24 protein-coding genes are annotated in these 23,714 nt (G+C 70.5%); 16 read left to right on the top strand and 8 right to left on the bottom strand.

Annotated elements, in window-relative coordinates; all coding sequences use genetic code 11:
- Positions 1 to 25: 25 nt before the first annotated feature.
- On the bottom strand, positions 26 to 1,249 hold the full coding sequence (locus U9R90_RS11890) for an MFS transporter (protein ID WP_411056397.1): 1,224 nt from the start codon (positions 1,247 to 1,249) through the stop codon (positions 26 to 28).
- 249 nt (positions 1,250 to 1,498) lie between these two features.
- Between U9R90_RS11890 and hemA the strand changes: the two genes are divergently transcribed.
- The 5 genes from hemA to U9R90_RS11865 all read left to right on the top strand — a co-directional run bounded on the left by hemA (position 1,499) and on the right by U9R90_RS11865 (position 7,213).
- On the top strand, positions 1,499 to 2,752 hold the full coding sequence (gene hemA, locus U9R90_RS11885; RefSeq protein ID WP_411056396.1) for a 5-aminolevulinate synthase: 1,254 nt from the start codon (positions 1,499 to 1,501) through the stop codon (positions 2,750 to 2,752).
- 40 nt (positions 2,753 to 2,792) lie between these two features.
- The gene (locus U9R90_RS11880; RefSeq protein WP_411056395.1) at positions 2,793 to 3,794 is read left to right on the top strand and encodes a hydroxyacid dehydrogenase; all 1,002 of its coding nucleotides are present in this window, start codon (positions 2,793 to 2,795) and stop codon (positions 3,792 to 3,794) included.
- A gap of 49 nt (positions 3,795 to 3,843) precedes the next feature.
- Positions 3,844 to 4,854: a UbiA family prenyltransferase gene (locus U9R90_RS11875; protein WP_411056394.1), complete on the top strand. Its 1,011-nt coding sequence runs from the start codon at positions 3,844 to 3,846 to the stop codon at positions 4,852 to 4,854.
- Between the two features lie 136 nt (positions 4,855 to 4,990).
- Complete coding sequence (locus U9R90_RS11870) at positions 4,991 to 5,707, top strand: response regulator transcription factor (protein WP_411056393.1); 717 nt, start codon at positions 4,991 to 4,993, stop codon at positions 5,705 to 5,707.
- A 15-nt stretch (positions 5,708 to 5,722) separates the two neighbouring features.
- Entirely contained in the window at positions 5,723 to 7,213 is a 1,491-nt protein-coding gene (locus U9R90_RS11865; RefSeq protein WP_411056392.1) for an ATP-binding protein, read from the top strand.
- Positions 7,214 to 7,267: 54 nt separating this feature from the next.
- Here U9R90_RS11865 and U9R90_RS11860 read toward each other — a convergent pair whose 3' ends face one another.
- Positions 7,268 to 8,218, bottom strand: coding sequence for a TAXI family TRAP transporter solute-binding subunit (locus U9R90_RS11860; protein ID WP_411056391.1), 951 nt, complete (start codon positions 8,216 to 8,218; stop codon positions 7,268 to 7,270).
- A gap of 183 nt (positions 8,219 to 8,401) precedes the next feature.
- Between U9R90_RS11860 and U9R90_RS11855 the strand changes: the two genes are divergently transcribed.
- Both U9R90_RS11855 and U9R90_RS11850 read left to right on the top strand, forming a co-directional pair.
- Positions 8,402 to 9,424 carry a TAXI family TRAP transporter solute-binding subunit gene (locus U9R90_RS11855; RefSeq protein ID WP_411056390.1) on the top strand — a complete coding sequence of 341 codons (1,023 nt, stop codon included), beginning with the start codon at positions 8,402 to 8,404 and terminating at the stop codon, positions 9,422 to 9,424.
- A 70-nt stretch (positions 9,425 to 9,494) separates the two neighbouring features.
- Entirely contained in the window at positions 9,495 to 11,501 is a 2,007-nt protein-coding gene (locus U9R90_RS11850) for a TRAP transporter permease (RefSeq protein WP_411056389.1), read from the top strand.
- Here U9R90_RS11850 and U9R90_RS11845 read toward each other — a convergent pair.
- Entirely contained in the window at positions 11,473 to 12,087 is a 615-nt protein-coding gene (locus U9R90_RS11845) for a TetR/AcrR family transcriptional regulator (protein ID WP_411056388.1), read from the bottom strand. The two genes, U9R90_RS11850 and U9R90_RS11845, sit on opposite strands and share 29 nt — an antisense overlap.
- A gap of 37 nt (positions 12,088 to 12,124) precedes the next feature.
- On the opposite strand from U9R90_RS11845, the gene U9R90_RS11840 reads away from it, so the two are divergent.
- Positions 12,125 to 12,451, top strand: a complete 327-nt coding sequence (locus U9R90_RS11840) for a rhodanese-like domain-containing protein (protein WP_411056387.1) — start codon at positions 12,125 to 12,127, stop codon at positions 12,449 to 12,451.
- Between the two features lie 45 nt (positions 12,452 to 12,496).
- Here U9R90_RS11840 and U9R90_RS11835 read toward each other — a convergent pair whose 3' ends face one another.
- The 3 genes from U9R90_RS11835 to U9R90_RS11825 form a co-directional block, all read right to left on the bottom strand.
- Positions 12,497 to 12,988, bottom strand: a complete 492-nt coding sequence (locus U9R90_RS11835) for a group II truncated hemoglobin (RefSeq protein ID WP_411056386.1) — start codon at positions 12,986 to 12,988, stop codon at positions 12,497 to 12,499.
- Positions 12,985 to 13,539 (bottom strand): hypothetical protein, encoded by a 555-nt coding sequence (locus U9R90_RS11830; RefSeq protein WP_411056385.1) that lies wholly within the window; start codon positions 13,537 to 13,539, stop codon positions 12,985 to 12,987. The genes U9R90_RS11835 and U9R90_RS11830 overlap by 4 nt, the downstream gene beginning before the upstream one ends.
- Before the next feature lie 73 nt (positions 13,540 to 13,612).
- Positions 13,613 to 14,872, bottom strand: a complete 1,260-nt coding sequence (locus U9R90_RS11825) for an MFS transporter (protein WP_411056384.1) — start codon at positions 14,870 to 14,872, stop codon at positions 13,613 to 13,615.
- 132 nt (positions 14,873 to 15,004) lie between these two features.
- Between U9R90_RS11825 and U9R90_RS11820 the strand changes: the two genes are divergently transcribed.
- Both U9R90_RS11820 and U9R90_RS11815 read left to right on the top strand, forming a co-directional pair.
- Positions 15,005 to 15,511 carry a MarR family winged helix-turn-helix transcriptional regulator gene (locus U9R90_RS11820; protein ID WP_411056383.1) on the top strand — a complete coding sequence of 169 codons (507 nt, stop codon included), beginning with the start codon at positions 15,005 to 15,007 and terminating at the stop codon, positions 15,509 to 15,511.
- Between the two features lie 239 nt (positions 15,512 to 15,750).
- Positions 15,751 to 16,662 (top strand): ABC transporter ATP-binding protein, encoded by a 912-nt coding sequence (locus tag U9R90_RS11815; protein WP_411057716.1) that lies wholly within the window; start codon positions 15,751 to 15,753, stop codon positions 16,660 to 16,662.
- Between the two features lie 32 nt (positions 16,663 to 16,694).
- On the opposite strand, the gene U9R90_RS11810 is transcribed toward U9R90_RS11815, so the two are convergent.
- Both U9R90_RS11810 and U9R90_RS11805 read right to left on the bottom strand, forming a co-directional pair.
- On the bottom strand, positions 16,695 to 17,003 hold the full coding sequence (locus U9R90_RS11810; protein WP_411056382.1) for a hypothetical protein: 309 nt from the start codon (positions 17,001 to 17,003) through the stop codon (positions 16,695 to 16,697).
- A gap of 87 nt (positions 17,004 to 17,090) precedes the next feature.
- Positions 17,091 to 18,203 carry a pyridoxal-phosphate dependent enzyme gene (locus U9R90_RS11805; protein WP_411056381.1) on the bottom strand — a complete coding sequence of 371 codons (1,113 nt, stop codon included), beginning with the start codon at positions 18,201 to 18,203 and terminating at the stop codon, positions 17,091 to 17,093.
- A 361-nt stretch (positions 18,204 to 18,564) separates the two neighbouring features.
- Between U9R90_RS11805 and U9R90_RS11800 the strand changes: the two genes are divergently transcribed.
- The 6 genes from U9R90_RS11800 to U9R90_RS11775 all read left to right on the top strand — a co-directional run bounded on the left by U9R90_RS11800 (position 18,565) and on the right by U9R90_RS11775 (position 23,564).
- Positions 18,565 to 20,145, top strand: coding sequence for a S8 family peptidase (locus tag U9R90_RS11800; RefSeq protein WP_411056380.1), 1,581 nt, complete (start codon positions 18,565 to 18,567; stop codon positions 20,143 to 20,145).
- A 140-nt stretch (positions 20,146 to 20,285) separates the two neighbouring features.
- Positions 20,286 to 21,206, top strand: a complete 921-nt coding sequence (locus tag U9R90_RS11795) for a DUF4190 domain-containing protein (RefSeq protein ID WP_411056379.1) — start codon at positions 20,286 to 20,288, stop codon at positions 21,204 to 21,206.
- Between the two features lie 114 nt (positions 21,207 to 21,320).
- A complete protein-coding gene (locus U9R90_RS11790; RefSeq protein ID WP_411056378.1) occupies positions 21,321 to 22,073 on the top strand; it encodes a GntR family transcriptional regulator in 753 nt (250 codons plus the stop codon).
- A 243-nt stretch (positions 22,074 to 22,316) separates the two neighbouring features.
- Positions 22,317 to 22,496, top strand: coding sequence for an SPOR domain-containing protein (locus U9R90_RS11785; protein WP_411056377.1), 180 nt, complete (start codon positions 22,317 to 22,319; stop codon positions 22,494 to 22,496).
- Positions 22,497 to 22,536: 40 nt separating this feature from the next.
- A complete protein-coding gene (locus tag U9R90_RS11780) occupies positions 22,537 to 22,938 on the top strand; it encodes a (deoxy)nucleoside triphosphate pyrophosphohydrolase (protein WP_411056376.1) in 402 nt (133 codons plus the stop codon).
- A 224-nt stretch (positions 22,939 to 23,162) separates the two neighbouring features.
- Complete coding sequence (locus tag U9R90_RS11775; RefSeq protein WP_411056375.1) at positions 23,163 to 23,564, top strand: ATP-binding protein; 402 nt, start codon at positions 23,163 to 23,165, stop codon at positions 23,562 to 23,564.
- Positions 23,565 to 23,714 lie beyond the last annotated feature (150 nt).

Genomic DNA, 23,714 nt, shown 5'->3' with positions numbered 1-23,714 from the left:
CGGGGAGTGGGGGGAGTGGACGGGGTCAGGAGCGGGGCGCGGCCGGTGCCTTGCGGGTGATGAAGACGATCAGCGCCGCGACGAGCAGCACGCCGGCCAGGACGTACATCAGGACGTCGAAGCCGCTGCCCACCAGGGCCCCGGCGACCTGCGGCCCGAGGCTCGCGCCTACGAAGAAGCAGAACGTGCACAGGGAGAGCGCCGTACTGCGCGAGGACCCCGAGCGCTCGCCCACCGTGCCGACCATGGCCGGGGTGGCGATGGTGATCGCGGCGACGAAGATTAGGAGGAGGGCGGCGAGCCCGGCCGTGCCCGGCGAGAGGATGCCGGTGATCAGGGTGACCACGGCGGCGAGCAGCATGCCCAGGACCACCCGCGGGGCGTTGGGGATCCGGCTCAGCCAGGGCGTGAGCAGCGGGATGATGACCATGGCCGGCAGCGAACTGGCCCGCAGGGCGAGCAGCGCCTGGCTGTCCCCGACGCTGCCGCTGAGCTGAATGCCCGTGTACATGGCGACGAATGAGCCGAACACGGCGGGCGTGGCCAGATAGAGCAGCCGAAGCCCCGGGGTGGCAAGGACCTCGGGGATGGAGCGGTACGCGGCCAGCGGCGAGCCGCCCTTCGGCGGCAGGTCGGCGACCATCACGGTGCGCAGCACGACCGCCATGACGGCGAAGGCGAGGGCACTGGCCACGAACACCGCACGCCAGCCGAAGGCGTCGGCGATGGTCTGCGAGGCGACCTGGGCAATGACCGCCGAGGCCAGGAACGACGTGGTGACCGCGGTTGTGCTGACCATGCGCCGCTCGGGCGCGATGCGCTCGGCTATATAGGAAAGGATGGTGGGGGGAAAGGCCGCGACGGTGATGCCCTGCAGCACCCGCAGGGCGATACCGGGACCGAGTCCCGGCGCGCAGGCGACCAGGGCGGTGGTGACGGCGGTGGCAGCCATGCCGGCCACGACGATGCGGCGATGGCCGTAACGGTCGGCCAGTGGGCCGAAGACGACGAATCCGCCGGCGTAGCCGAAGCCGAAGGCACTGGCCATCCAGGTCAGGGACGAGGTGCTCGCCTGCCACGCGCTCGCCATGGAGTCCATCACCGGAATCACGGCGTACATCTGGCCGGTCGCGAGAATCGCGGTGAGGACGAAGGCGACGAGGCTGCGGCCCAGTGGGGCGTAGCCCGTGGGCAGTTGGCCCGGGCCGGTCACGCTCTTGTCGATCGCCTGAGTTGTTCCGTGTGACAAGTGGTTCTCCCGAATGCGTGGGAAGTCGCAGAGACTGAACGCGACGCCAGAACTCTATTCGCCCCTCATTCGCAAGGGAAATGGATTCGTCGGCTCACCTATGCAGAAGCTGCATGAATGCCGACTCCGCGGGTTTATGCGGGTGTCGTATAGGCCGGATCCGCAATGCATTTCCCTGCCCGTACGCCGATCGCTAGATTCTCTCCACTCAAGGGGGCAGTTATCAGCCACGCCCCGACGCCCCGACCTATGGAGGAATCGTTGTACGACTACCGGGGATTCTTTGCAGCCGAAATCGAGGAACTCAAGGCACGCGGAAGCTATCGGACGTTCCTGAGCATTGAGCGCAGGGCCGGCGAATTCCCGCAGGCCCTGTGCTACGGACCCGACAACGGCCGCCGGATCAGCGTCTGGTGCAGCAACGACTACCTGGGGATGGGGCAGCACCCGCTGGTCCTCGAGGCCATGCGGAAGGCGATCGACGAGTCGGGGGCGGGCAGCGGAGGCTCCCGCAACATCTCGGGCAACAACCGCTACCACGTGCTCCTCGAAGAGGAGCTGGCCGATCTGCACGGCACCGAATCCGCCCTGATCTTTCCCTCGGGGTACTCGGCGAACGACGCGGCGCTGACCGTCCTCGCCGGCCGGCTGCCCGGCTGTGTGGTCGTCTCCGACGAGCTCAACCACGCGTCGATGATCGCGGGGATCAAGCACAGCGGGGCCGAGAAGGTCATCTTCCGGCACAACGACGTGGACCACCTGGAGGAACTGCTCGCGGGCCTCGACCCCAAAGCCCCCAAGATCGTCGCCCTGGAGAGCATCTACTCCATGGAGAGCGACGTCGCACCGTTGGAGCGGATCGCCGAAGTAGCCCGCGAACACGGAGCGTTGACCTTCCTGGACGAGGTGCACGCGGTCGGCATGTACGGCCCCCGCGGCGCCGGTATGGCCGCGGAGCTGGGCATCGCCGATCAGTTCGACGTGGTGATGGGCACCCTGGCCAAGGCGTACGGCATCGCCGGCGGCTATGTGGCGGGCCCCGCCTCCGTCATCGACGCGATCCGCAGCTTCGCCTCCGCCTTCATCTTCACGACCTCTCTGCCGCCGACGGTGGCCGCCGGTGCGCTCGCCGCCGTACGCCACCTCAAGCGCTCCGACAGCGAGCGCACCGAGATGCGGGCCAAGGCCGCCCTGCTGCACCGGCTGCTGAGTGAGCGCGGCATTCCGGTGGTGTCCGACGCCGCACACATCGTGCCCGTCCTCATCGGCGACTCCGTCAAGTGCCGCGAGGTCGCGGCGGAGCTGCTCGACCGCCACGGCATCTACGTACAGCCGATCAACTCCCCGAGTGTGCCCACCGGTACGGAGCGGCTGCGGGTGACGCCGACGCCGCACCACAGCGAGGACCAGATCCACTGGTTCGCCAACGCGCTCGACGCGGTCTGGACCCGGACCAACCTGCCGCGGCAGCGGCCCGCTGCGCTGGCCGGCGCCGCGCTGTGACCCCGCCCCGCATTCGTACGCGTATTTCTGGAGAACACTCATGAGCCAGTTCGTGGTCGTCGTCGGCGACCCGCTCCCCGCCGAGACCCTCGCGGCACTGCGGCCGGACCGCTACGACGTCCGGCACTGCGACGGCAGCGACCCGCGAGCGCTGCACGCGGCGCTCGCGGACGCACACGCCCTGCTCATCCGCAGCGGCACCCAGGTGGACGCGGCGGCCCTCGCCGCCGCCCCGCACCTGCGGGTCGTCGGGCGGGCCGGCGTCGGCCTGGACAACGTGGAGGTCGAAGCCGCGACCCGGGCCGGTGTCCTGGTGGCCAACGCCCCGCACTCCAACGTCCTCAGTGTCGCCGAGCTCACCGTGGGGCTCATCATCACGTCGCTGCGCAAGGTGTCCGCGGCCGGCGCCTCGCTCCGCGCCGGGCGCTGGGACCGGTCCTCCTTCAAGGGAACGGAGCTGTCCGGGAAGACCGTGGGCATCGTCGGGTTCGGCAATGTGGGCAAGCTGGTCGCGCGCCGCCTCGCCGCATTCGACGTGGAGCTCCTCGCCTACGACCCGTATGTGACGTCGCAGGAGATGGCGCTCCTGGGGGCGCGCCGGGCACAGCTCGGCGAGCTGATGTCCGGCAGTGACGTCGTGACCGTTCATCTGCCGAAGAACCCGGCGACCACCGGTCTCATCGGCCGGCGTGAACTGGGCCTCGCCAAGAGCACCCTGCATCTCGTGAACACCTCCCGCGGCGGGATCGTCGACGAGACGGCCCTCCTCGAGGCGCTGCGGGAAGGCCGCGTCGCCGGGGCGGCCCTGGACGTCTTCGAGGTCGAACCGGCCGTCGGCTCCCCGCTGTTGGACCTCGACTCGGTCACAGCCACCCCGCACCTGGGGGCGAGCACGGCCGAGGCGCAGGACCGTGCGGGCCGCGAGGCCGTCGAGGCGGTGCGAGGCGCCCTGGAGGGGGCGCCGGTCGACCATGCGGTGAACGCCGCCGAGGTGGTGGTGTCCAGCCGGGTGCCGGCCTCAGTGCCGGTTCCCGTGCCCTGATACGTATCGCGATTTTTCGGGTCGACGGGACAAATGCGATTCTTTGATCATGCAAGACGCGATCAACACGATCAACACGACCAAAGAGAGTGACCCGTCGACCCGCACGGCGACCCGCCCCTCAGAGCTCCGGGCGCCGTCGGCGCCCGGAGTGCCCGCAGTGGCCTCACTGCCGAAGACCTTGGCGCTGTGCCTGCGAGAATCCCGGCCGTCCGTGCAGATCGTCTTTCTGCTCCGGTTCACGGTCGCCTTCCTGATGAGCGCCCGAATATCGGGCGCGGGACTCACCGCGTTCGCGCCCGCCGCGTGTGCCTGGGGGACGGCCACCAGCTACGTCTACCTCGTCAATGGAGTGCACGACGCTCCGGAAGACCGTATGAACAACAACGGCCGCCCCATCAGTAGCGGTGAACTCCCCCTGGCCAGAGCCAGATTGGTCTCCTGGGTGCTGGCGGCCTCGGCCCTGACCGTCGCCGCGGTGAGCGGCGGCTGGGTTCTCCCGGCCCTGGTGGCCGCCCAACTGATCTGCGGATACGCGTACTCCGCGCCGCACCTGGCCCTCAAGCGCCGCACCTCGACCGCCGTGCTCGACATCCTGTTCCTCGGGGGCCTGACCTTCGCTGCCGGCTGGCTGAGTGGTGGCGCGGCGGGGGAGCTGCTGCCGGTGCTGGCCTTCGGCGGTGCGATGACGCTCTGGATGGGGGCCGTCGGGGCCCTGGTCAAGGATCTCTCCGATGTGCGGGGCGACACCGCGGCCGGGCGCCGCACCGCCCTGGTCCGGTGGGGCGAGCGGCGGGCCCGGACCGTCTGCGCGATCACTCCGGTCATGGTCGGCCTGGCCTACACCGCCACCGCGGTGGTCGCCGCACCGCGCCTGCTGCCGTCCGCCCTGCCGCTCTTGGCAGGCGCGCTCGTGACGGCCCGCCTGGTCCGGGTCACCTCCTCCGACGAACCGCGCAGCCGCAGCAGGCTTCCGTACCGGGCGTTCATGGTGACGCAGTACGGGGCGTGTCTGGCCCAACTCGGGGCGGAACTGGTCGCGTTGCGGGTCGCTGGATAACTAGTCCTGAGGCGGAAGGCGAAAACCCGTGCAACGTGTAGCGGCCGCTGAAGGCACGCCGCACGGGACCGTAAGGTCACATCTCGGATCGCGGGGGTAGCGCCGCGGACACATGGGCGTCATATTTGGCAGCCTCATGCGGGTTCTCCTGGTCGAAGACGACAACGAGTTCGCCGATGCGTTGAGCACCGCGCTCCGACGTCACGGTCATGACGTGCTGCGTGCCGACTCCGGTGCGCAGGCGTTGGCCGCTGGCCCCGCGGATCTGGTGCTGCTCGATCTCGGGCTTCCCGATATGGACGGCATCGAGGTGCTGCGCCGGTTGCGGGAGCGCAGTCAGGCCGGGGTGATCGCGGTGACCGCTCGCGGGGAGGAGCGCCATCGGGTGCTTGGGCTGCGCAGTGGCGCGGATGACTACCTGGTCAAGCCCTTTGGGATGGCGGAGCTGGCGGCCAGGATGGATGCCGTGCAGCGGCGGGCGCGGCCGGTCACCCCGCCACCCGGTCACCGGTTCCGGATCGGTGCCGTCGAGATCGATCTCGCCCGGCGGGCGGTGTTCCGCGACGACGCACAGGTCGTGTTGACCCGCAAGGAGTTCGATCTGCTGGCCGCGCTGGTGAGAGCGGGCGGCGCGGTGCTGAGCAGGGAGCAGATCCTGTCCGATGTGTGGCAGACGACCTGGCAGGGTGTGGGCCGGACGCTGGAGGTCCATGTGGCCAACCTGCGGGCCAAGCTCGGTCCGCCGCGGCTGATTCACACCGTTCACGGGGTGGGCTACCGCCTGGCCGCCATGCCGGTCGGTGACGGGTCGGCTCCGGCCGGGGCCGCCGTGCGCGGCGAGCCGGACCGATAGGCCTGGAGAGCGGGCATGCGCCGTCGCCTGCTGGTCGTGTATCTGCTGATGCTGGCCGCGGTGCTGACGGCGGTCGCCGTCCCGTACGCGGCGGCCACCGCGGCGCGGGACACCCAGGGAGTGTTCATCGCCCAGCTGAACGACACGGCACGGTTCGCATCGCTGGCCGAACCGGCCCTGCGCACCGGCGAGACGGTCGCTCTGCGCGCGGAACTGACGCGCTACGACGAGCTGTTCGGGGTGGGGGCGGCCGTACTCGACGTCAACGAGAAGCTGCTGCTGGCCTCACGGGACGAGCTGCCGCTCACCGACGCGGCCGTACGTCGCAGGCTGGCGGCCGCCCTGTCCGACGAGCGCTCCGGCTTCGACCAGGTCGTCTGGCCCTGGCGGCCGGAGCCGCTGGTGCTCGCGGAGCCGGTGGGCCGGGGCGGCGAGGTGATCGGTGTGGTGGTCACCGTGGCGCCCACCGATGAACTGCGCAGCCAGATCCTCCGCCAGTGGGCGCTGCTCGCGGCTGCCGCCTGCACCGCCCTGGCCCTGTCCACGCTCGCGGCCGTCGCCTTGGCCCGCTGGACCCTGCGGCCGGTACGGGATCTGGACTCCGCGGCCCATGAGATCACCGCGGGAACGCTGGACGCCCGGGTACCGGAGGACGCCGGGCCGGTGGAGCTGCGGCGGCTGGCGAACTCCTTCAACGTCATGGCCGACACGGTCACCGGGGCGCTGACCCAGCAGCGGACCTTCGTCGCCCAGGCCAGCCACCAGCTGCGCACCCCCTTGGGCGTGCTGCGGCTACGGGTGGAGAACCTCGCCGAGCATCTGCGGCCGAGCGGCAGCCGGGAGCACAGCCTCACCCTGGCCGAGACCGTCCGGCTGGCCCGGATCCTGGGCAGCCTGCTGGCGTTGGCCAGGGCCGAGGGCGGGCGGTACGAGATCGAGGAGGTCGACGTCGAGGAGCTGGCCCGGGAGCGGCTGGCCGCCTGGGAGCCCATGACCAGTGAACTGGGGGTGCGGCTGCGGTGCGTCGGTGGTGTGCGCGGACCGGTGCTGGCCGCGGTCGACGCGCTGGAGCAGGCGATGGATGCGCTCATCGACAACGCGCTGAAGTTCGGCGGCGAGGACAGTGAGGGAGGTGAGGGAGGTGAGGGAGGTGAGGGAGGTGAGGGAGGTGGAGGTGGGGAAGTCGTGTTGCGGCTTGCCGAGCGCGATGGCATGGCCGAGATCCATGTGATCGACCACGGCCCCGGGCTGGACGAGCTCGCACGGGAGCACGCCACGGAGAACTTCTGGCGCAGCCCCGAGCACCAGAACGTGGCCGGTTCCGGTCTCGGCCTGTCCATCGTCGCCAAGCTGATGGCCGCCTGCGGCGGTGATCTCGTACTGCTGCCGGCCGAGCCGCACGGCCTGGACGCGCGGCTACGCCTGCGGTTGGCACGGGCGCCGGACGGCCAGCGGCCCGCCGCGGCCTGTGACTCCGGGCCTGCCGGTAGCGGGGCCTGCCGGTAGCGGGGCCCACCGGTAGCGCGGCCTGCCGGTAGCGCGGCCCACCGGTAGCGCGGCCTACGGCTTCCGGGCCTGCCGGTAGTAGCGAACCGCGCCGGGATGCAGCGCCGCGGGATACGTGGAGAAGGCGGCCCGCTTGTTCAGCCGGCGTGCCTCCCGGTGCGCGTCGGCCAGTTCGTCGCGGGCGACGAACAGCAGGCGGGTCAGTTCGTAGGCCAGTTGCTCGTCCATGTCCCTGTGGACGATCAGGTAGTTCGGCACGCCGATGGTCGCCGTGGCCGGCAAACCGTACATGGACCGGGGGATGCTGCGCTCGCTGTAGAGCTCCCCGTAGCGGTCCCGCATCGGGCCGACCTGGTCGGCCAGGTCGACGAGCCTGATCGGGTGGGTCCTGGCCAGGTCGCGGATGGCGCGGGCGGGCAGGCCGCTGGAGAAGAAGAACGCCGACACCCGGCCCGCCTTCAGCGCCCGGACCGACGTGTCCAGGTCCAGCTGGTGGCGGTCGACGTGTCCCTGGCCGGAATCCACCCCGGAGACCTCCAGCAGCCGTTCCACGATGACCTCGGTACCGGAGCCCGCCGCTCCCGTCGACACGGCGTGGCCGCGCAGGTCGGCCAGCGAGTGGATGTCGGTGTCGGCCGCCACCACCAGGTGTACGTAGTTCTCGTAGAGCCGGGCGAGCGTCCGCACCGGCTGCGGTGAGTCGAACGGCGGCTCGCCGGACACCGCCAGCGCCACCGAGTCGGCCAGGCTGAACGCCATCTCGGCCTCGCCGGACGACACCCTGCGCAGGTTGTCCAGGGACGCCGCGGTCTCCAGTACCTCGGGGCGGAGCCCCGGCAGGTGTTCCCGTACCGCCTTGGCCAGGCCCTGCCCGTACGCGAAGTACACGCCGCCGTTACCGCCCGTCGCGATCCGCATCTCGCCGGACGGCCGGGGCTGGGCGCACGACAGCAGCCCGAGCAGGACGGCCACGCACAGCCCGGCACGGACAAGTAGCCGATTCATGGGGCCAGACCCTACGGCTCAGAGCGGTGAGCGGCGCCCGGCGCAAACCTTAAAGGTTCCTCAAGTGGCGGCCCGGGAACGGCCGCGGACCGGGCGGGCCGCACTAGCTTCCTGCCCGACGCATCGACGCATCGACGCATCGACGCATCGACGCATCGACACACGACATGAGGAGTGTGCTTCATGGGACGACAGAGCCGCAGAGCCGGACTGGGCATCGCCCTGGGTCTCGTCACCCTGCTGACGGCCGCCTGCACCCAGCCCGCGGAGGCGGGCAAGTCGGCATCGGGTGATCCATCGACCATGTCCATCGCCACCGGCACCACGACCGGCATCTACTACCCGGTTGGCGGTGCGATGGCCGAAGTCATCAACGGCAAGGTGAAGGGGCTCAAGGCCAGCGCGGAAGCCACCGGAGGTTCGGTGGAGAACCTGCGTTTGATCGCCGCCGGCGAGAGCGAGATGGCCATCGCGCAGAGCGATGTGGTCCACCAGGCCCACCACGGCAAGGGCGAGTTCTCGGACAAACCGATCAAGACCCAGTCGTTGATGGTGCTCTACCCGAACGTCTACCACACCGTTTCGCTGGAGTCGGTCGACAAGAAGCTCGCCCTGGACTGCTTCTCCGACATCAAGGGGAAGCGCTTCTCCGTGGGCGCGCCAGGAAGCGGCAACGAGCTGGCCACCGATCTGGTCTTCGGCGCCCTGGGAATGTCACCGGACAAGGACATCCGCCGCCAGCGCTACGCCTACGCGGAGACCGGCCGAGCGCTGCGCGAGGGCCAGCTCGACGCGGGCTCCTGGGTGGTCGGCGAGGGGCATGGGTCGCTGCGGGAGCTGGAGGCCACCGACCCGCTCCATCTGATCCCTGTCTGCGAGAGCGAACTGCGTCGGATCACCGAGAAGTACCCCTTCTACACGCCGCACACGATCAAGGGCGGCACCTACTCCACGGTCAAGGACGATCTGCCGACCCTCGCCCTGTGGAATGTCGTCTCGGTGCCCGCCGATATGTCGGAAGAGCGCGGCTATGAACTGGCCCGCGCGCTCTACGAGAACGTGAGCTCCATCAACAAGGTCTACGAAGCGGGCTCCGACTACCTCGTCCTGAAGAACCTGGCGAAGAGCCCGGTCCCGCTGCACCCCGGCGTCATCCGCTACGCGGAGGAGAAGGGCGTGGAGATCCCCGACGAGCTCCGCCCCTGACCCGAGACGTGCTCCGGAACTCCAGAACTCCAAGACTCCGGAAACCGGGACTCCAGAAAGGGGTACGGAGATGAAACAGACCACCACGCTCCCGGAGGACGCGGACGCCGCGTCCCCCGAGCAGGAGCCCGACGGCCGGCCGCTGTGGCGCCAACTGGCCGCCGCCCGATGGGGGAACGGGGGGAACGACCGGGCCGCACGCGTCGTCGGCTACAGCATGCTCGCCATAGCCCTCGGCCTCGGCGGCTTCCAGATCTACACCGCCCTGAACCTGAGCCTGGGCTCGTATCGGCAGCGTGTGCTGCACCTGATGTTCGTCCTGGTGGTGGTCTTCCTGACCCGCCCGGCCGGCAAGGGCGCCTGGGCGAAGCGGGCGCCGATGGCCTTCGTCGATCTGCTGCTCGTGCTCGCCGCGGTGACCGTGAGCGCGTATCCGGTGCTGGACTACGAGGCGATCGTGACCCGCACCGGGGCGCCCGTCACCACCGATCTGGTCATGGGCGCCGTGACGATCCTGCTGCTGCTGGAGGCGTGCCGACGGGTGATCGGTACCTTCATGGCCGTGCTGGTGACCTGTTTCCTGGTCTACGCCTGGATCGGTCCGCTACTGCCCGGCCTGCTGTCGCACCGCGGCTACACCGTCCAGCGCATCATCTACCACAACTACCTTTTCCAGGAGGGCATTTACGGGCTGGCTCTCGGGGTCGCCGCCAGCTTCGTGTTCATGTTCATCTTCTTCGGCGCGGTACTGGAGAAGACCGGCGGCGGCAGCTTCTTCATCAACATCGCCTACGCCCTCACCGGCAAGTACCGCGGCGGTCCTGCCAAGGGCGCGGTGGTGGCCAGTGCCTTCATGGGCTCGGTCTCCGGCAGCGCGATCGCGAACACGGTCACCACCGGGGCCTTCACCATTCCGATGATGAAGAAGGTCGGCTACAAGCCGCACGACGCCGGCGGCGTGGAGGCGGCGGCCTCCACCGGCGGGCAGCTGCTTCCCCCGATCATGGGAGCCGGGGCCTTTGTGATGGCCGAGCTGGTCGGCGTCCCGTATACGGAGATCGTCAAGATCGCGATCATCCCCGCGCTGATGTACTTCGCGGTGATCTTCCTGTTCGTCGACATCCTCGCCAGACGGTACGGAATCATGGGCGTACCCGCCGAGAGCCTGCCCAGGCTGCGCGAGGTGATGGCCGGTGGCTGGCACTTCCTGGTGCCCTTCGTGCTGCTGATCTTCATGCTCATGCAGTACGCCGAGCCGCTCCTCGCGGGCCTGTACGCCACCGTCCTGCTGGCCGTGGTGGCCATGTTCCGCGCCAGCAGCCGGCTGAGCCTCAAGGACGTCGCGGAGGCCTTCGTGCTCGCGGCCCGCAACACGCTCTCCGTCTCGGTGGCCACCGCGGCCGCGGGCATCGTCGTCGGCATGGTGAGCCTGACCGGCCTCGGCCTGAAGTTCTCCAGCATGATGCTGAGTTGGGGCGGCGGCTACCTGCTGCCCACGATGCTGCTGATCGCCCTGGCCTCGCTGGTGCTCGGCATGGGCCTGCCGGTGACCGCTTCGTACATCGTGCTGATCGTGCTCGCAGGACCGGCACTCCTCGACCTCGGAGTACCGCTGGTCGTGGCACACATGATCGTCTACTGGTACAGCCAGGACTCCAACGTGACGCCGCCGGTGGCGCTTTCGGGCTTCGCGGCGGCCGGTATCGCCGGCTCCGACCCGATGCGGACCAGCGTGTCGGCCTGGAAGTTCTCCAAGGGGCTCTATCTGATCCCGTTGTTGATGGCCTACTCGCCGCTGCTGCTCAACGGATCGGTGACCGAGGTGATCCTCGCGGTGGTGACCGGGCTCATCGGCCTGCTGGCCTTCGCGGTGGCCATCGAAGGCTTCTGGCTGCGCAAGACCACGCTGGTCGAGCGGCTGGCGGCGTTCTCGGGTACGGCCCTGCTGCTCAGCCCGTACGCGGTGGGCGACGCGGTCGGCACGGTGCTGGTACTGGCGGTGGTGGTGGCCCAGCTGCGCGGCCACCGGCCACCCGCACCGGTGAGCGTCACATCGCTGAGTGGGCGAGCCGGATAAGACCGGTACGCATCCGCTGTTCGCCGAGTTCCGGCAGGAGCGCGGCGACGTGGTCGGCGGCCAGGGCGGCGAGCAGGGCGTGGGCGGTCTGGTCCGGGTCGGGTGCGCCGCTGAGCAGGATCGCCAGATGGCGGTGCCAGAACCGGTAGGCCCCGATCCGGTATCGGGCGCCGGGGGTGGCGGTCTCCGACATCCGTACCAGGGCCAGATGCTCCAGCAGGTAGTCGAAGTAGGCGTCGAGGAACGCGGTCAGGCGCTCGTCGGCCGGGGCGCCGGGGCCGAGTGGCGGCGGCCCGTGCAGGACCGCCTCCTGCAGTACGTGCTCGCGGGCGTCGAGGAGCGCGGCGGCCAGCCCGGACTTGTCGCCGAAGCGGCGGAACAGGGTGCCCTTGCCGACGCCGGCGGCCGCGGCTACCTGGTCCATGGACACCGCTTCCACGCCGTGCTCGGCGAACAGGCGGGCGGCCGCCTCCAGCACCGCGGCGCGGTTGCGGGCCGCGTCGGCGCGTTCCTTGGGCGGCGGCGTGCGGAGGAGTTCCAAGGGCGTTGCGGAACCGGACTGCAGTCCGTTACTGTCGTGAGTCACAACAGGACTGTAGTCCGATTCTCTTGGAGGTAGTGGCGTGACCGCACTCATCGCCCGCGACGAACTCAAGAAGGCCATCGACGCGGGCACCGTGACCGTCCTCGACGCGCTCGGCGGGGAGTACTACGCCCAGCAGCACCTGCCCGGCGCCATCGAGTTGGTACGGGCCGACGTCGACGCCAAGGCGCCGACGCTGCTCCCCGACCGCGACGCCGCGATCGTCACCTACTGCTCTAACCCGGCGTGCCCCAACAGCGGCCAGGTCGCCGACCGGCTCACCGCCCTCGGCTACACCGACGTCCGCAAGTACCGCGAGGGCATCCAGGACTGGGTCGAGGCCGGTCTCGCCGTCGAAACCGCCTGACCTCTTTCCGGTGTCGCCCCACCCCTTTGCCCAGGGCCGGGTGCCTCAGCTCGCGGGGTCCTCGGCCTTGGGCTGCCAGGGCGGTGTCTGGCCCCAGTGCCAGCGGGGGACGTCACCGGCGTCCACCGGGGGCGGGTTCTCGCCCGAGTAGATCAGGGCCATCCGCGTGCCCCACTCGATGTAGTAGAGGAAGACGCCACGGAACTCCGGATCGCTGGGCAGGCCGACCTCGTCGGCGGTGTCCAGGAGGAGGTCCACCCAGCGGCGGCGCTGTTCCTCGGTGATGCGGCGGCCCAGGTGCTTGGTGGCCATGTGCTGGTGGCCGCCGTGGTGTTCGGTGTACTGGGTGGGGCCGCCGAAGACCTCGGCGAGCCAGGTCGCCACATGCTGGGAGTGGTGGGCGTCCATGTCGGCGAAGACGGGGGCCAGGACCGGGTCCTTGCGTACATGGCCGTAGAAGGCTTCGGTGAGACGGTTCAGCGCCTCGGCGCCGCCCGCCCACTCGTAGATCGTGGGGGTACCGGGCTTGTCCGTCATCGGTGCTCCTGTCCCGCGGTCTTGGTCGTGTCGGCGTCCGGGCCCTGGGCGCGTACGCGTTGCACCTGGTCGAGCGAGTCTCGCAGGTCGGTCAGCCAGTCGTCGGCGTTTTTCTGGACCAGGCGTACGCACCAGGCGAGCGCGTCGCTGCGGCTGCGGGCGACGCCGCCCGCGATCAGGGTGTCCAGGACCTGGCGCTCGGGCTGGCGCAGCCGGGTCATCACGGGGGCGGCGACATGGGTGAACAGGGTCCGGCTGCCGCCGCACTCCACGCCCCAGGAGACCTTCTTGCCGAAGCGGTGCTCGGCCTCCCGGGCCACGGCGACCCGGTCCTCGCGGGTGCGTTCCCGGAACTCCTGGACGCGGCCCGCCACGGCCGCGTCCCGTTCGGCCGCCGAGACGGACTCGGCGAGCCGGGGTTCGGGGATGCGTCCGATGACGGTGATCTCCTCGCGGTCCGCCGTCACCTCCAGGACGCTCTCGTACAGATCTTCCGGCAGGCGGCCGACGAACCAGCCGCGGAGCTTCTCATGCTGTTCGGCTGTAATCATGTAATCAACATTGCACCCGGACCGGGGTGCAGCGCAAGAGGCGGTGGTCCCGGTCCCTGTCCCGGCCTGAGGTTCACCCCAGGACGAGCGCGGCCGCGATCGCCGGTCCGAAGGCGCCGCCCAGCTGGAAGCAGAGGACGAACATGCCGATCGCGGCCGGGCGTTGGGCGGCCGGTGCGGTGCCACCGGCGTAGACGGCGAGTACCGCGTTGCTGCCGGTGGCGGCGAAGACCGCGGCCGTGGCGGTCAGCAGCAGCACCGGTGCCGAGCTCGCGAAGGCGGCGACGGCGGGGGCCAGGGCGCCCACCGTGAGCAGGGTCGCGAAGACCGTACGCCGCCCCAGCCGACCCGCGCCCGCCGCGAACAGCAGGGACAGCGCCGACCCGGTGAGCAGGGCGATCAGCTGGCCGGTGCCAATGGCCGAAGTGGCCCAGCCCGTACGGTCGGTGATCAGACGCGGTACGGCGAACAGCAGGGTGAAGTACGAGGTCGCCAGGGTGAGGCCGGTCAGCGCCGAGACCACGAAGAGCGGGGAGCGCAGTACGGCGGCGGGGACGAAGCCCTCGGGGCGCAGCCTGAGGTGGCGGCCGAGCAGGGCGGCCGCGACCAGGGCGGCGCCCAGGGCCGCCAGCGGCGTGTGCGGGATCAGGATCAGCGCCGACGCGAGGGCTACCAGGAGTCCCGCGCCTCGGGTGTCGAAGGTCGGGGCGAGCGGCGGGGCGGCCTGCGCATACCGGGCCACCACCGGCACCGCGACCAGCGACACCGCGGAGACGGTGAGCGCCGCGTGCCAGGACACCGCGCCGCCGATCAGCGAACCGAGCAGCGGCCCGGCCGCGCCCAGGACGCCGAACCCGGAGGTGATCACGCCCATGCGGCGGGTCGACCCGGCCAGGTTCATCGCCACCGCCACCAGACCCGCGCCGCCGAGCGCCTGCCCGGCCCGTCCGGCGAGCGCCAGCGGCAGCCACGGCGCGCTGGCCACCAGCGCGGTACCCGCCACCACCAGAGCCGAGCTGACCCGCAGCGTCGACCGCACCCCGCGCTGCCTGAGCAGCCCGGCCAGCAGCGGCGTACCCACCGCCATCGCCCAGGCGAACGCGGTGACCAGCCAGGTCACGGCCGCCGTGGAGACGCCGAGCGAGCGCGCCATGTCCGGCAGGATCAGGACCGGCGCATTGGCCCCGGCGGCGAGCGGCGTGGCCAGCAACGCCAGCCAGAGCACGGGGACTTGGCGGGGCGGGGTGGTGGCGTCGGCGACGCGCTGAGGCGTGGACGTGGACGTGTACGTGGACGTGGACGCGGGCGTGGGCGTGGACGTGGGTGTGGTCATGGAAGGCGCCCCCATTGCTTCAGGATTAACAATCTCAACGTTGAGATAAAAGCAGTGGGAGTCGTTCAGCGTCAAGTGTCTTAATGTTGAGAGGTCTGGTGTTGAGAGGTCTGTGGTGAGCGGGAGAGCGCGATGAGCGATGCGGTGGACCAGATCGTCGGCCAGTGGGCCAGGGAGCGGCCGGACCTGGTCGACGCCCTGTGGCCGGTGGAGATGCTGGGCCGGATTCAGCGGGCGGCGCTGATCATCTCGAAGGAGGTCAAGGACTTCACAGCCGAACACGGACTGGAGATGGGCGAGTTCGACGTCATCACCACGCTGCGGCGGTGTGGCGCTCCGTACACGATGACCGCGGGAGCCCTGGTCAAGGCGTCCTTCGTCACCTCCGGGGCGATCACCAACCGGATCGACCGGATGGAGGCCAAGGGCCTTGTCGAGCGCGTACGGGACGGCGCCGACCGGCGCTCGGTGCGGATCCGGCTCACCGAGCACGGCCACCAGGTGATCGAGGTCCTGATGGGCGAGCATCTGCGCAACTACGCGCGGCTGGCCGAAATGCTGGACCGCGAGGAGGTCGACCAGGTCGCCGGGGTGCTGCGCAAGCTGCTTGAGGCGCACGGGGACACTTCGCTGAGCTGAGCGCCTGCTTTTGAACCCCGGCCGCTGTGCGCCTGGCGCCACCGCGGCGGGGTGTACCTGGCGCCACCCCGGTTCGGTGTCTGCACCCATGGGCGCTGACCTGGTCAAACCGTAGCTTCGATGGTGACGGCGCATCCGGCGCCACCAGGGAGCTGATGACGATGTACGGGACGGCCAAGCGTGAGCAGCAGCAGCGGCGGCGGGTCGCGGCGAACCGCAAGCAGCACCGCATCGACGCGATGCGGACCCCCGAGGCCCCCGCACTCGCCGCGCCGCGCAGGACCACCAGCGAGGCCCTCCGGCTCGTCTCCGTACGCAAGGTGCACGGCGCGGGTGCCGACCAGGTCACCGCGCTCGACGGTGTCACTCTGGGCCTTCAGCGCGGCAGCTTCACCGCGGTGATGGGCCCCTCCGGGTCCGGCAAGTCCACGCTGCTGCGCTGCGCCGCGGGGCTCAGCCGCCCCACCTCCGGCCTGGTCCAGCTGGACGGCGCTGAGCTCGGCGGCGCTGCCGAGCAGGAGTTGGCGCTCCTGCGCCGCGACCGTATCGGCTTCGTCTTCCAGACCCACAACCTGCTGCCGACGCTGACCGTCCTGCAGAACGTCACCCTGCCGCAGCGCCTCGCGGGCAGGAAGCCGGACCGCGCGCGGGCCGTCGAGATCCTGGAGCGGGTCGGCCTCGGCGAGCACCTGAACCGGATGCCCGCGCAACTCTCCGGCGGCCAGCAGCAGCGCGTCGCCATCGCCCGCGCCCTGATCACCCGCCCCAGCGTGATCCTCGCCGACGAGCCCACCGGCGCCCTCGACAGCGCGAGCGCCCGCGAGGTGCTGACCCTGCTCCGTACCGCGGTACGCGACCACGGCCAGACGGTCGTGATGGTCACCCACGACCCGGCCGCGGCCGCGTGTGCCGACTCTGTGGTCTTCCTGGCCGACGGCCGGGTCGTCGGCGAACTGCGCGACCCGAGCGCCGACGCCGTGGCCGAGCGGCTGGCCCACATCGGCGACGGCGACCGCGACGGTGACCGCGACAGCGGCCGCGACGGTGCCGCTACCGCTACCGCTACCGCTGCCGGTTCAGCCGACCCTGTCGGCCGGACCGACCTCCAGGAAAGTGGCCCGTTCGGCCGCCCCGCCCTTGGCGCGGCTTGACGACTCCAGGAGCTTGCCGGTGTCCGGGTCGATCACGAGCCGGGTCGTGGTGCGCTCGCCGGTGAACTCCGAGGGCGCCGGGGTGAATTCCACCGCAGTGCCCGTGCGGCCCTGGCTGTCCTTGACGGTGCCGATGAGCTCGACGCCCGCCCCGTCGGCCAGATCTGGAAGAGCGCCCCCGCACGTCCGGGCTCACCGGTGCGCCCGGGTGCCCGGCGCGCGAAGTAGCCGTGCAGGGCCGCCGAGTGCCGGAGCACCAGCGGCTCGAAGCCGGCAGGGTCGTGTGCGGCACTGGCCAGCAGCGTGGCGTCCTCGTCCACGTCCGTCGTGTCCGTGGTCACGGAACCTCCCTCGTGACTGCCGGTCGGCAGTCTCACCCCCTACTTGTCGCGAGGGGCGCGCCGCGTTCGCGACAAGTACTCCGGGACCTAATCCGCCGCCTCCGCGAGCCCCGTCTTCGCCCCCGCCCCGCACAGCGGCACCACCGCACTCCGTGAGCCCAGCGCGCCCCTGCGCACCGCAGCCCAGCAGGCCACCCCCGTCGACTCGACATAGAGTCCACGGGACGCCAGGTCCCGTTGGGCCGCGGCGATCGCGGGCTCCGGCACCGTCAGGAACCCGCCGCCGAACGCCCGTACCGCGGCCAGGATCTGGCGGGCCCGCGGCGGCCGGGCGATGGCGATCCCCTCGGCGTACGTCGGCCGTACGGGCGCCGGCGCGAGCAGATCGGATGCGCCCGCCTCCCACGCGGCCGCCAACGGAGCGACCGCCGCGGCCTGCACCGCGTACAGCGCGGGCACCCGGTCGATCAGACCCGCCGAGTGCAACTCCCGCAGCGCGAGCGCGGCCCCGAGCAGCAGGGTGCCGTTGCCGACGGGGACGACGAGCACCTCGGGCAGCCGCCCGCCCAGGTCCTCCCACAGTTCGTGGACGTACGTCTTGGTGCCGTGCAGGAAGTACGGGTTGTAGACGTGCGAGGCGTAGAACGTGCCCGGCGCGTCGGCCGCGGACCGGGCGGCGGCCGCGGCGGCCTCGCGGTCGCCCGCCACCACCTCGAGCCGCGCCCCGTGCGCCCGGATCTGCTCCAGCTTCTTCGGCGACGTACCGCTCGGCACGTACACCGTGCAGTCGAGGCCCGCGCGTGCGCAGTACGCGGCGATCGCCGTCCCCGCGTTGCCGCTGCTGTCCGCGATCACCCGCTCGGGGCCGAGCCGCAGCGCCAGTTCCGCGAGGAGCACCGCGCCGCGGTCCTTGAAGGAGAGCGTCGGCAGCAGGAAGTCCAGTTTGGCCGAGATGTGGTCGTTCAGTGTGACCAGTGGTGTACGTCCCTCGCCCAGGCTGGCCGTCGGGTGTCCCAGGGGCAGTGACTCGGCGTACCGCCAGAGCGAGTTGACGCGCCCCGTCAGGGACTTGAGTGGGGTCGGCGTGGGATGGAAGTCCAGGTCGAGCGGCCCGCGGCAGACCGGGCAGCACCAGGCGAGCGACCGGGTGGCGACCCGTGTGCCGTCGACCGGGCAGACGTAGTCGGGCAACGACGGCACCGAGGACAACGAAGAAGACGAGGGCGACGAAGAGGACGACGAAGACGAAGAAGACGAAGAAGACGAGGGCGGCGAGGGCTGTGACGTCATGGGCGCAGAGTAGCCAGCGCGTGTACGGGACTTTTGCCGCATGTGCTGACGAAGCGTCATGTCGCTCTTGTGGCCACCGTGTTACATCCGCGCATGACTCTTGTGGGATTCCTATGGATGGGTCAATCTTTCGCTGACGGCCGGGTCATGGACATGTTCAGTTGTCATGCCCCTGTCGTTGCACCGTCGTTGCGGCACTGCGCGATCCGAAACCCGCGCGCAGACATCGCAACCCCCCACCAGTGCACCATCAACGAGGAGGACCCCTCAGATGGCAGTCAAGCGTCCCGCTGGACGAAGATTCGCCCGCCTCGGTGCGACCGCTGTGGCGGCGCTCGCGATCGGAGCCGTCACCGCACTGCCCGCAGGCGCCGCGGGTCAGGACGCGGAAGGTGTGATCGCCAACGCCGGAGCCCCGAACCGGATAGCCGGCAGCTACATCGTCACCCTGGACGAGGACGCGGTCGACGCGTCGTCCAAGCAGGGCAAGGCGCTCGCCAAGAAGTACGGTGCCGAGATCGACGAGGTCTACGAGGCCGCACTGAACGGCTACGCCGTGGAGCTCACCGAGAAAGAGGCGAAGAAGTTCGCCGCGGACGGCGCGGTCGACTCGGTCGTACAGAACCAGCGGGTCTCGATCGACGCCACTCAGCCCAACCCGCCCTCCTGGGGCCTGGACCGGATCGACCAGGCGGACCTGCCGCTCGACAACAGCTACACCTACCCGGACTCGGCGGGTGAGGGCGTCACCGCCTACATCATCGACACCGGCATCCGGCACAGCCACAACGACTTCGGCGGTCGCGCCAGCTTCGGCTACGACTACTGGAACGAGGGCGGCAACGACGGCAACGGCCACGGCACCCACGTCGCCGGTACGGTCGCGGGCAGCGCTCACGGCGTCGCCAAGAAGGCCGACCTGGTCTCGGTGCGGGTCCTCGACAGCAACGGCTCGGGCAGCATCGCCAGCGTCGTCGGCGGTATCGACTGGGTGACCCAGAACGCCAAGAAGCCCGCGGTGGCCAACATGAGCCTCGGCGGCGGCGCCAACTCCACGCTGGACGACGCGGTCCGCAACTCCATCGCCTCCGGCGTCACCTACGCCGTGGCCGCGGGCAACTCCAACGCCAACGCCTCGGGCTATTCCCCGGCCCGCGTCGCCGAGGCGCTCACCGTCGGCTCCACCACCAGCAGCGACGCCCGCTCCTCGTTCTCCAACTACGGCTCCGTCGTGGACATCTTCGCGCCGGGCTCGTCCATCACCTCGGCGTGGAACACCGGCGACTCGGCGACCAACACCATCTCCGGTACGTCGATGGCCTCCCCGCACGTCGCGGGTGCCGCCGCGCTGGTGCTCGGCGAGAACCCCGGCTCGTCTCCCGCGCAGGTCGGCTCGGCGCTGGACTCCGCGGCCGCCACCGGCAAGGTCGGCAACCCCGGCTCCGGCTCGCCGAACAAGCTGCTCCAGGTCGGCGAGGGCGACCCAGGTGACCCGGGCGACCCGGGCGACGGCCGGTTCGAGAACACCACCGACTACGCGATCAGCGACAACCAGACCACCGAGTCCTCGGTCACCGTCAGCGGTGTCTCGGGCAACGCCCCGTCGGACCTGAAGGTCGAGGTCGACATCAAGCACACCTACATCGGTGACCTGCGCGTCGAGCTGGTCGCGCCGGACGGTGGCACCTTCCTGCTGAAGAACTACGGCACCGGCGGCAGCAGCAACGACATCAACACCACCTACACGGTCGACGCCTCGTCGAAGGCCGCCAACGGTGTGTGGAAGCTGCGGGTCCGTGACAACGCGTGGTGGGACACCGGCAAGATCGACGCCTGGGCGCTGCAGTTCTAGCCGCGGCTCCAGCACTCGGGTAGCACCGCACATCACCACCCCTCGTCCCCGCTGACGGCTCCGGCCGCCACGGGGACGAGGCCTCTCGGCGTACGATTCGCGCAGCCGTTCGCAAGATCCCGCCGAGGAGTACGGAACCCATGGCCACACCGCCGCCGCCCGAGGGGACACCGCCCCTGCCGCCATACGGGCAGCAGCCGTACGGCCAGCCCGCGCAGGGTCCGCAGCCGTACCCCCAGTCTCCGCAGCCGTACCCCCAGACTCCGCAGGGCCCTCAGCCGTACCCCCAGTCCCCGTACGGTCAGCCGCCGTACGGGCAGTCCCCGTACGGCGGCGGCTGGCCCGCGCCCTACCCGGGCCAGCAGCAGCACCACCACCAGCAGCCGCCGATGAACGGCCTGGCCATCACCTCGCTGGTGTTCGGTCTCCTGTGCTGCCTGCCGGTCATCGGCCTGGTCTTCGGCATCGTCGCGCTGTCGCAGATCAAGAAGAAGGGGGAGCGCGGCAAGGGCATGGCGATCGCGGGCATCACGCTCTCCTCGATCGGCACGCTGCTGTTCACGCTCACCCTCGTCACCGGTGGCGTGGACTCGTTCGTGGACGGGTTCCGGGAGGCCGGCAAGTACAGCGACACCGAGCTCGACAAGGGCGACTGTTTCAACACCCGTGACGGCCGCCTGGAGGGCGAGACGTACGGGGTCCAGGTCGTCCCGTGCGACACCCCGCACCACGGCGAGGTGTTCGGGACCGTCACGCTGACCGGCAGCAGCTATCCGGGCGAGGACCGGGCCCTGGACTTCGCCGAGACCCGGTGCCAGACGCTTCTGGACGACTACTACGGCGGCGGCGTCGACGCGCTGCCGGCGCGCGTCGACCTCTACTTCTACGCTCCGACCGCGCGCAGCTGGCGCGAGGGCGACCGCGATGTCTCCTGTCTCCTCGCCAACGTGGACGGCAGCAAGTCGAGCGGGTCGTTGCGGGGCACGGCGGACGAGGACTCGGGCGGCGGCTCCAGGGACGGCGACGACGACCCGGGCAGCGGCGTCGGCGCCGAGGTCTGACGATCCCGCTTTAAACGTAAATCATCACATCGGGTGATTCCTTGGCCTAAGGTTGCGGCCAACAACCGTCGGTTGCCAGGCTGTTGCTGTCTGTCAACCTGATGGGAGTGGCTTGTGACTTTCGGTGAGCAGCCTGCGTATCTGCGCGTCGCGGACGATCTCCGGAAGAAGATCGTCAGCGGTTCGCTGCCGCCGCACACCCGGCTCCCCTCGCAGGCCCGCATCCGCGCGGACTACGGCGTCTCGGACACCGTCGCCCTTGAGGCGCGGAAGGTCCTGATGGCCGAGGGTCTGGTCGAGGGCCGCTCCGGCTCCGGTACGTATGTCCGCGAGCGCCCCGTGCCGCGTCGGCTCGCCCGCTCCGGCTACCGCCCCACGGGCGTCTCCACTCCCTTTCGGCAGGAGCAGGCCGAGAGCGGCGCCCGCGGCACCTGGGAGTCGCGCAGCGAGCAGGTCGACGCCGGCGAAGAGGTCGCCGAGCGGCTCTCCGTCAAGCCGGGCGACCGCGTGATGTGCACCCGGTACGTCTTCAGGGACGCGGGCGAGTCCATGATGCTCTCGACCTCCTGGGAACCCCTGGCCATCACGGGGCGTACGCCGGTGATGCTCCCCGAGGAAGGACCGCTGGGCGGCTGCGGGGTCGCCGACCGGATGGCCGCGATCGACGTGATCGTGGACAACGTCGCGGAGGAGGTCGGCGCCCGCCCCGGCCTTGCGGAAGAGCTGCTCGCGCTCGGCGGCGTACCGGGCCATGTGGTGCTGGTCATCTCGCGCACGTACTACGCCTCCGGGCGGCCCGTCGAGACGGCCGACATCGTGGTCCCCGCGGACCGCTACCGCATCGCGTACCACCTGCCGGTGAAGTAGCCCGTGGCGTAACGGCGCCCCAGCGCCCCCCGTCGCACGCTCCCCCCTGCCCGCATCCGCCTCAAGTCCCTTCTCCCGGGGGCGCGTTCATCAGTGTGCGCCCCCTCGTTGGCCGGATGCGTACCTCTTCGTGCAAACACGTATCCGCTGAGTGAAGGTCGGGCGTAGGCTCGGGCATATGCGTAGTGCGGTTTCCTTATCGGGTGGGGAAGAGTGCGGGCGGCCGGCAGCGGGAGGGGTGCGATGAACGACGGCGGGGTCACGCTCCCATGGCAGGTCATCAGGCAGGACGACAGCGGAAACCGCTATCGCGTCGGCAGGTACGCCACCAGGGACGAGGCGCAGCGCATCGCCGACAGCTTCGAGGACCGACGCCACAAGCAGCTCTACTGGGTCGAGCGCATCGGCCAGCGAACCGGCTGAGCGCGGCGGTCCCCGAGTCGTAGGCCGTAGGCTCCGGCGCATGACCGAACGGATCGTGGTGGTCGGCGCCGCCCTGTACGACGCGGGGCGCATGCTGGCCGCCCGGCGCAGCGCCCCCGTGGAACTGGCCGGACGCTGGGAGCTCCCCGGCGGCAAGGTCGAGCCGGGCGAACGGCCCGAGCAGGCGCTGGTACGCGAACTGCGCGAAGAGCTCGGGGTCGAGGCGGAGCCCCTGGAGCCGATTCCCGGCGAGTGGCCGCTGGGGCGACCCGGATACGTCCTGCGGGTCTGGACCGCCAAGCTGGTGTCCGGCGAGGCGCGCCCGCTTGAGGACCACGACGCGCTGCGCTGGCTGACCCCGGACCAGATCTGGGACGTGGACTGGCTGGACCAGGACCGCCCCGCCGTGGCCGAGGCCGCCCGCAGGCTCGGGCAGGGCTAAGGGCCTGTCTTTGAACCCCCGTCTGCGCCCCGACGCCCGGCACGCGCGCACCGCCCGCCCCGTGAGTGCGGGGCCCGGCGCGAGCGGCCGACTGCTGCACTCCTCGTACGCCTTTCGTGCCACAGTGCGCCCGCGCGTGAGGTAGACGCCTCGCGATATCGGGTATGTGCTGATTAACCCCATGAAACCGGACAGGTTCCTGCTGATCTTGGGAAGTGATCGGCGTGCTCGACACCGATGGCGACTGCGCCGAGTGGACCTTCCCTGCCGACCCGGGGGCCGTGCGCACCGCTCGCCACCGGGTCCGCGGACAACTCCTCGCCTGGCGGCTCGACGAGCTCACCGATGTGACCGTTCTGCTGGTGAGCGAGCTGGTCACCAACTCCTTGCGGCACGCTTCGGGTCCCATCGGCGTACGCCTTCAGCGGCCGTCGGACCCCACCGGCTCGCTGCTGGTGGAGGTCTCCGACCCACTCCCCGACCCGCCCCTGGAACGCACCGCCGCACTTGAGGACGAGGGGGGCCGCGGACTCCAGTTGGTGGCCTGCTCCGCGGGCCGCTGGGGGACCCGGCGCGGCAAGACGGGCAAGGCGGTGTGGTTCGAGCTGCCGCTCCCTGGTGAGTAATGGGGAGAGAGAGTCTTGACCGGTCATCGGCCACCCGGCTCAAAATAGAGGGAAGTGACGGGTGGTGTGAACGCGGTGTTGTATGCGGCCGTAGTGCTGGATACTGCGGGCAAGCCGCCGGTGGTTGCTGGTCCGTGGCGGTGCTGTGTT

This window comes from Streptomyces sp. E11-3 (genome assembly GCF_046540415.1).
GTDB lineage: Bacteria > Actinomycetota > Actinomycetes > Streptomycetales > Streptomycetaceae > Streptomyces.
The sequence above is the reverse complement of the archived record's forward strand: the minus strand, read 5'-3'. Positions and strand labels throughout refer to the sequence as shown.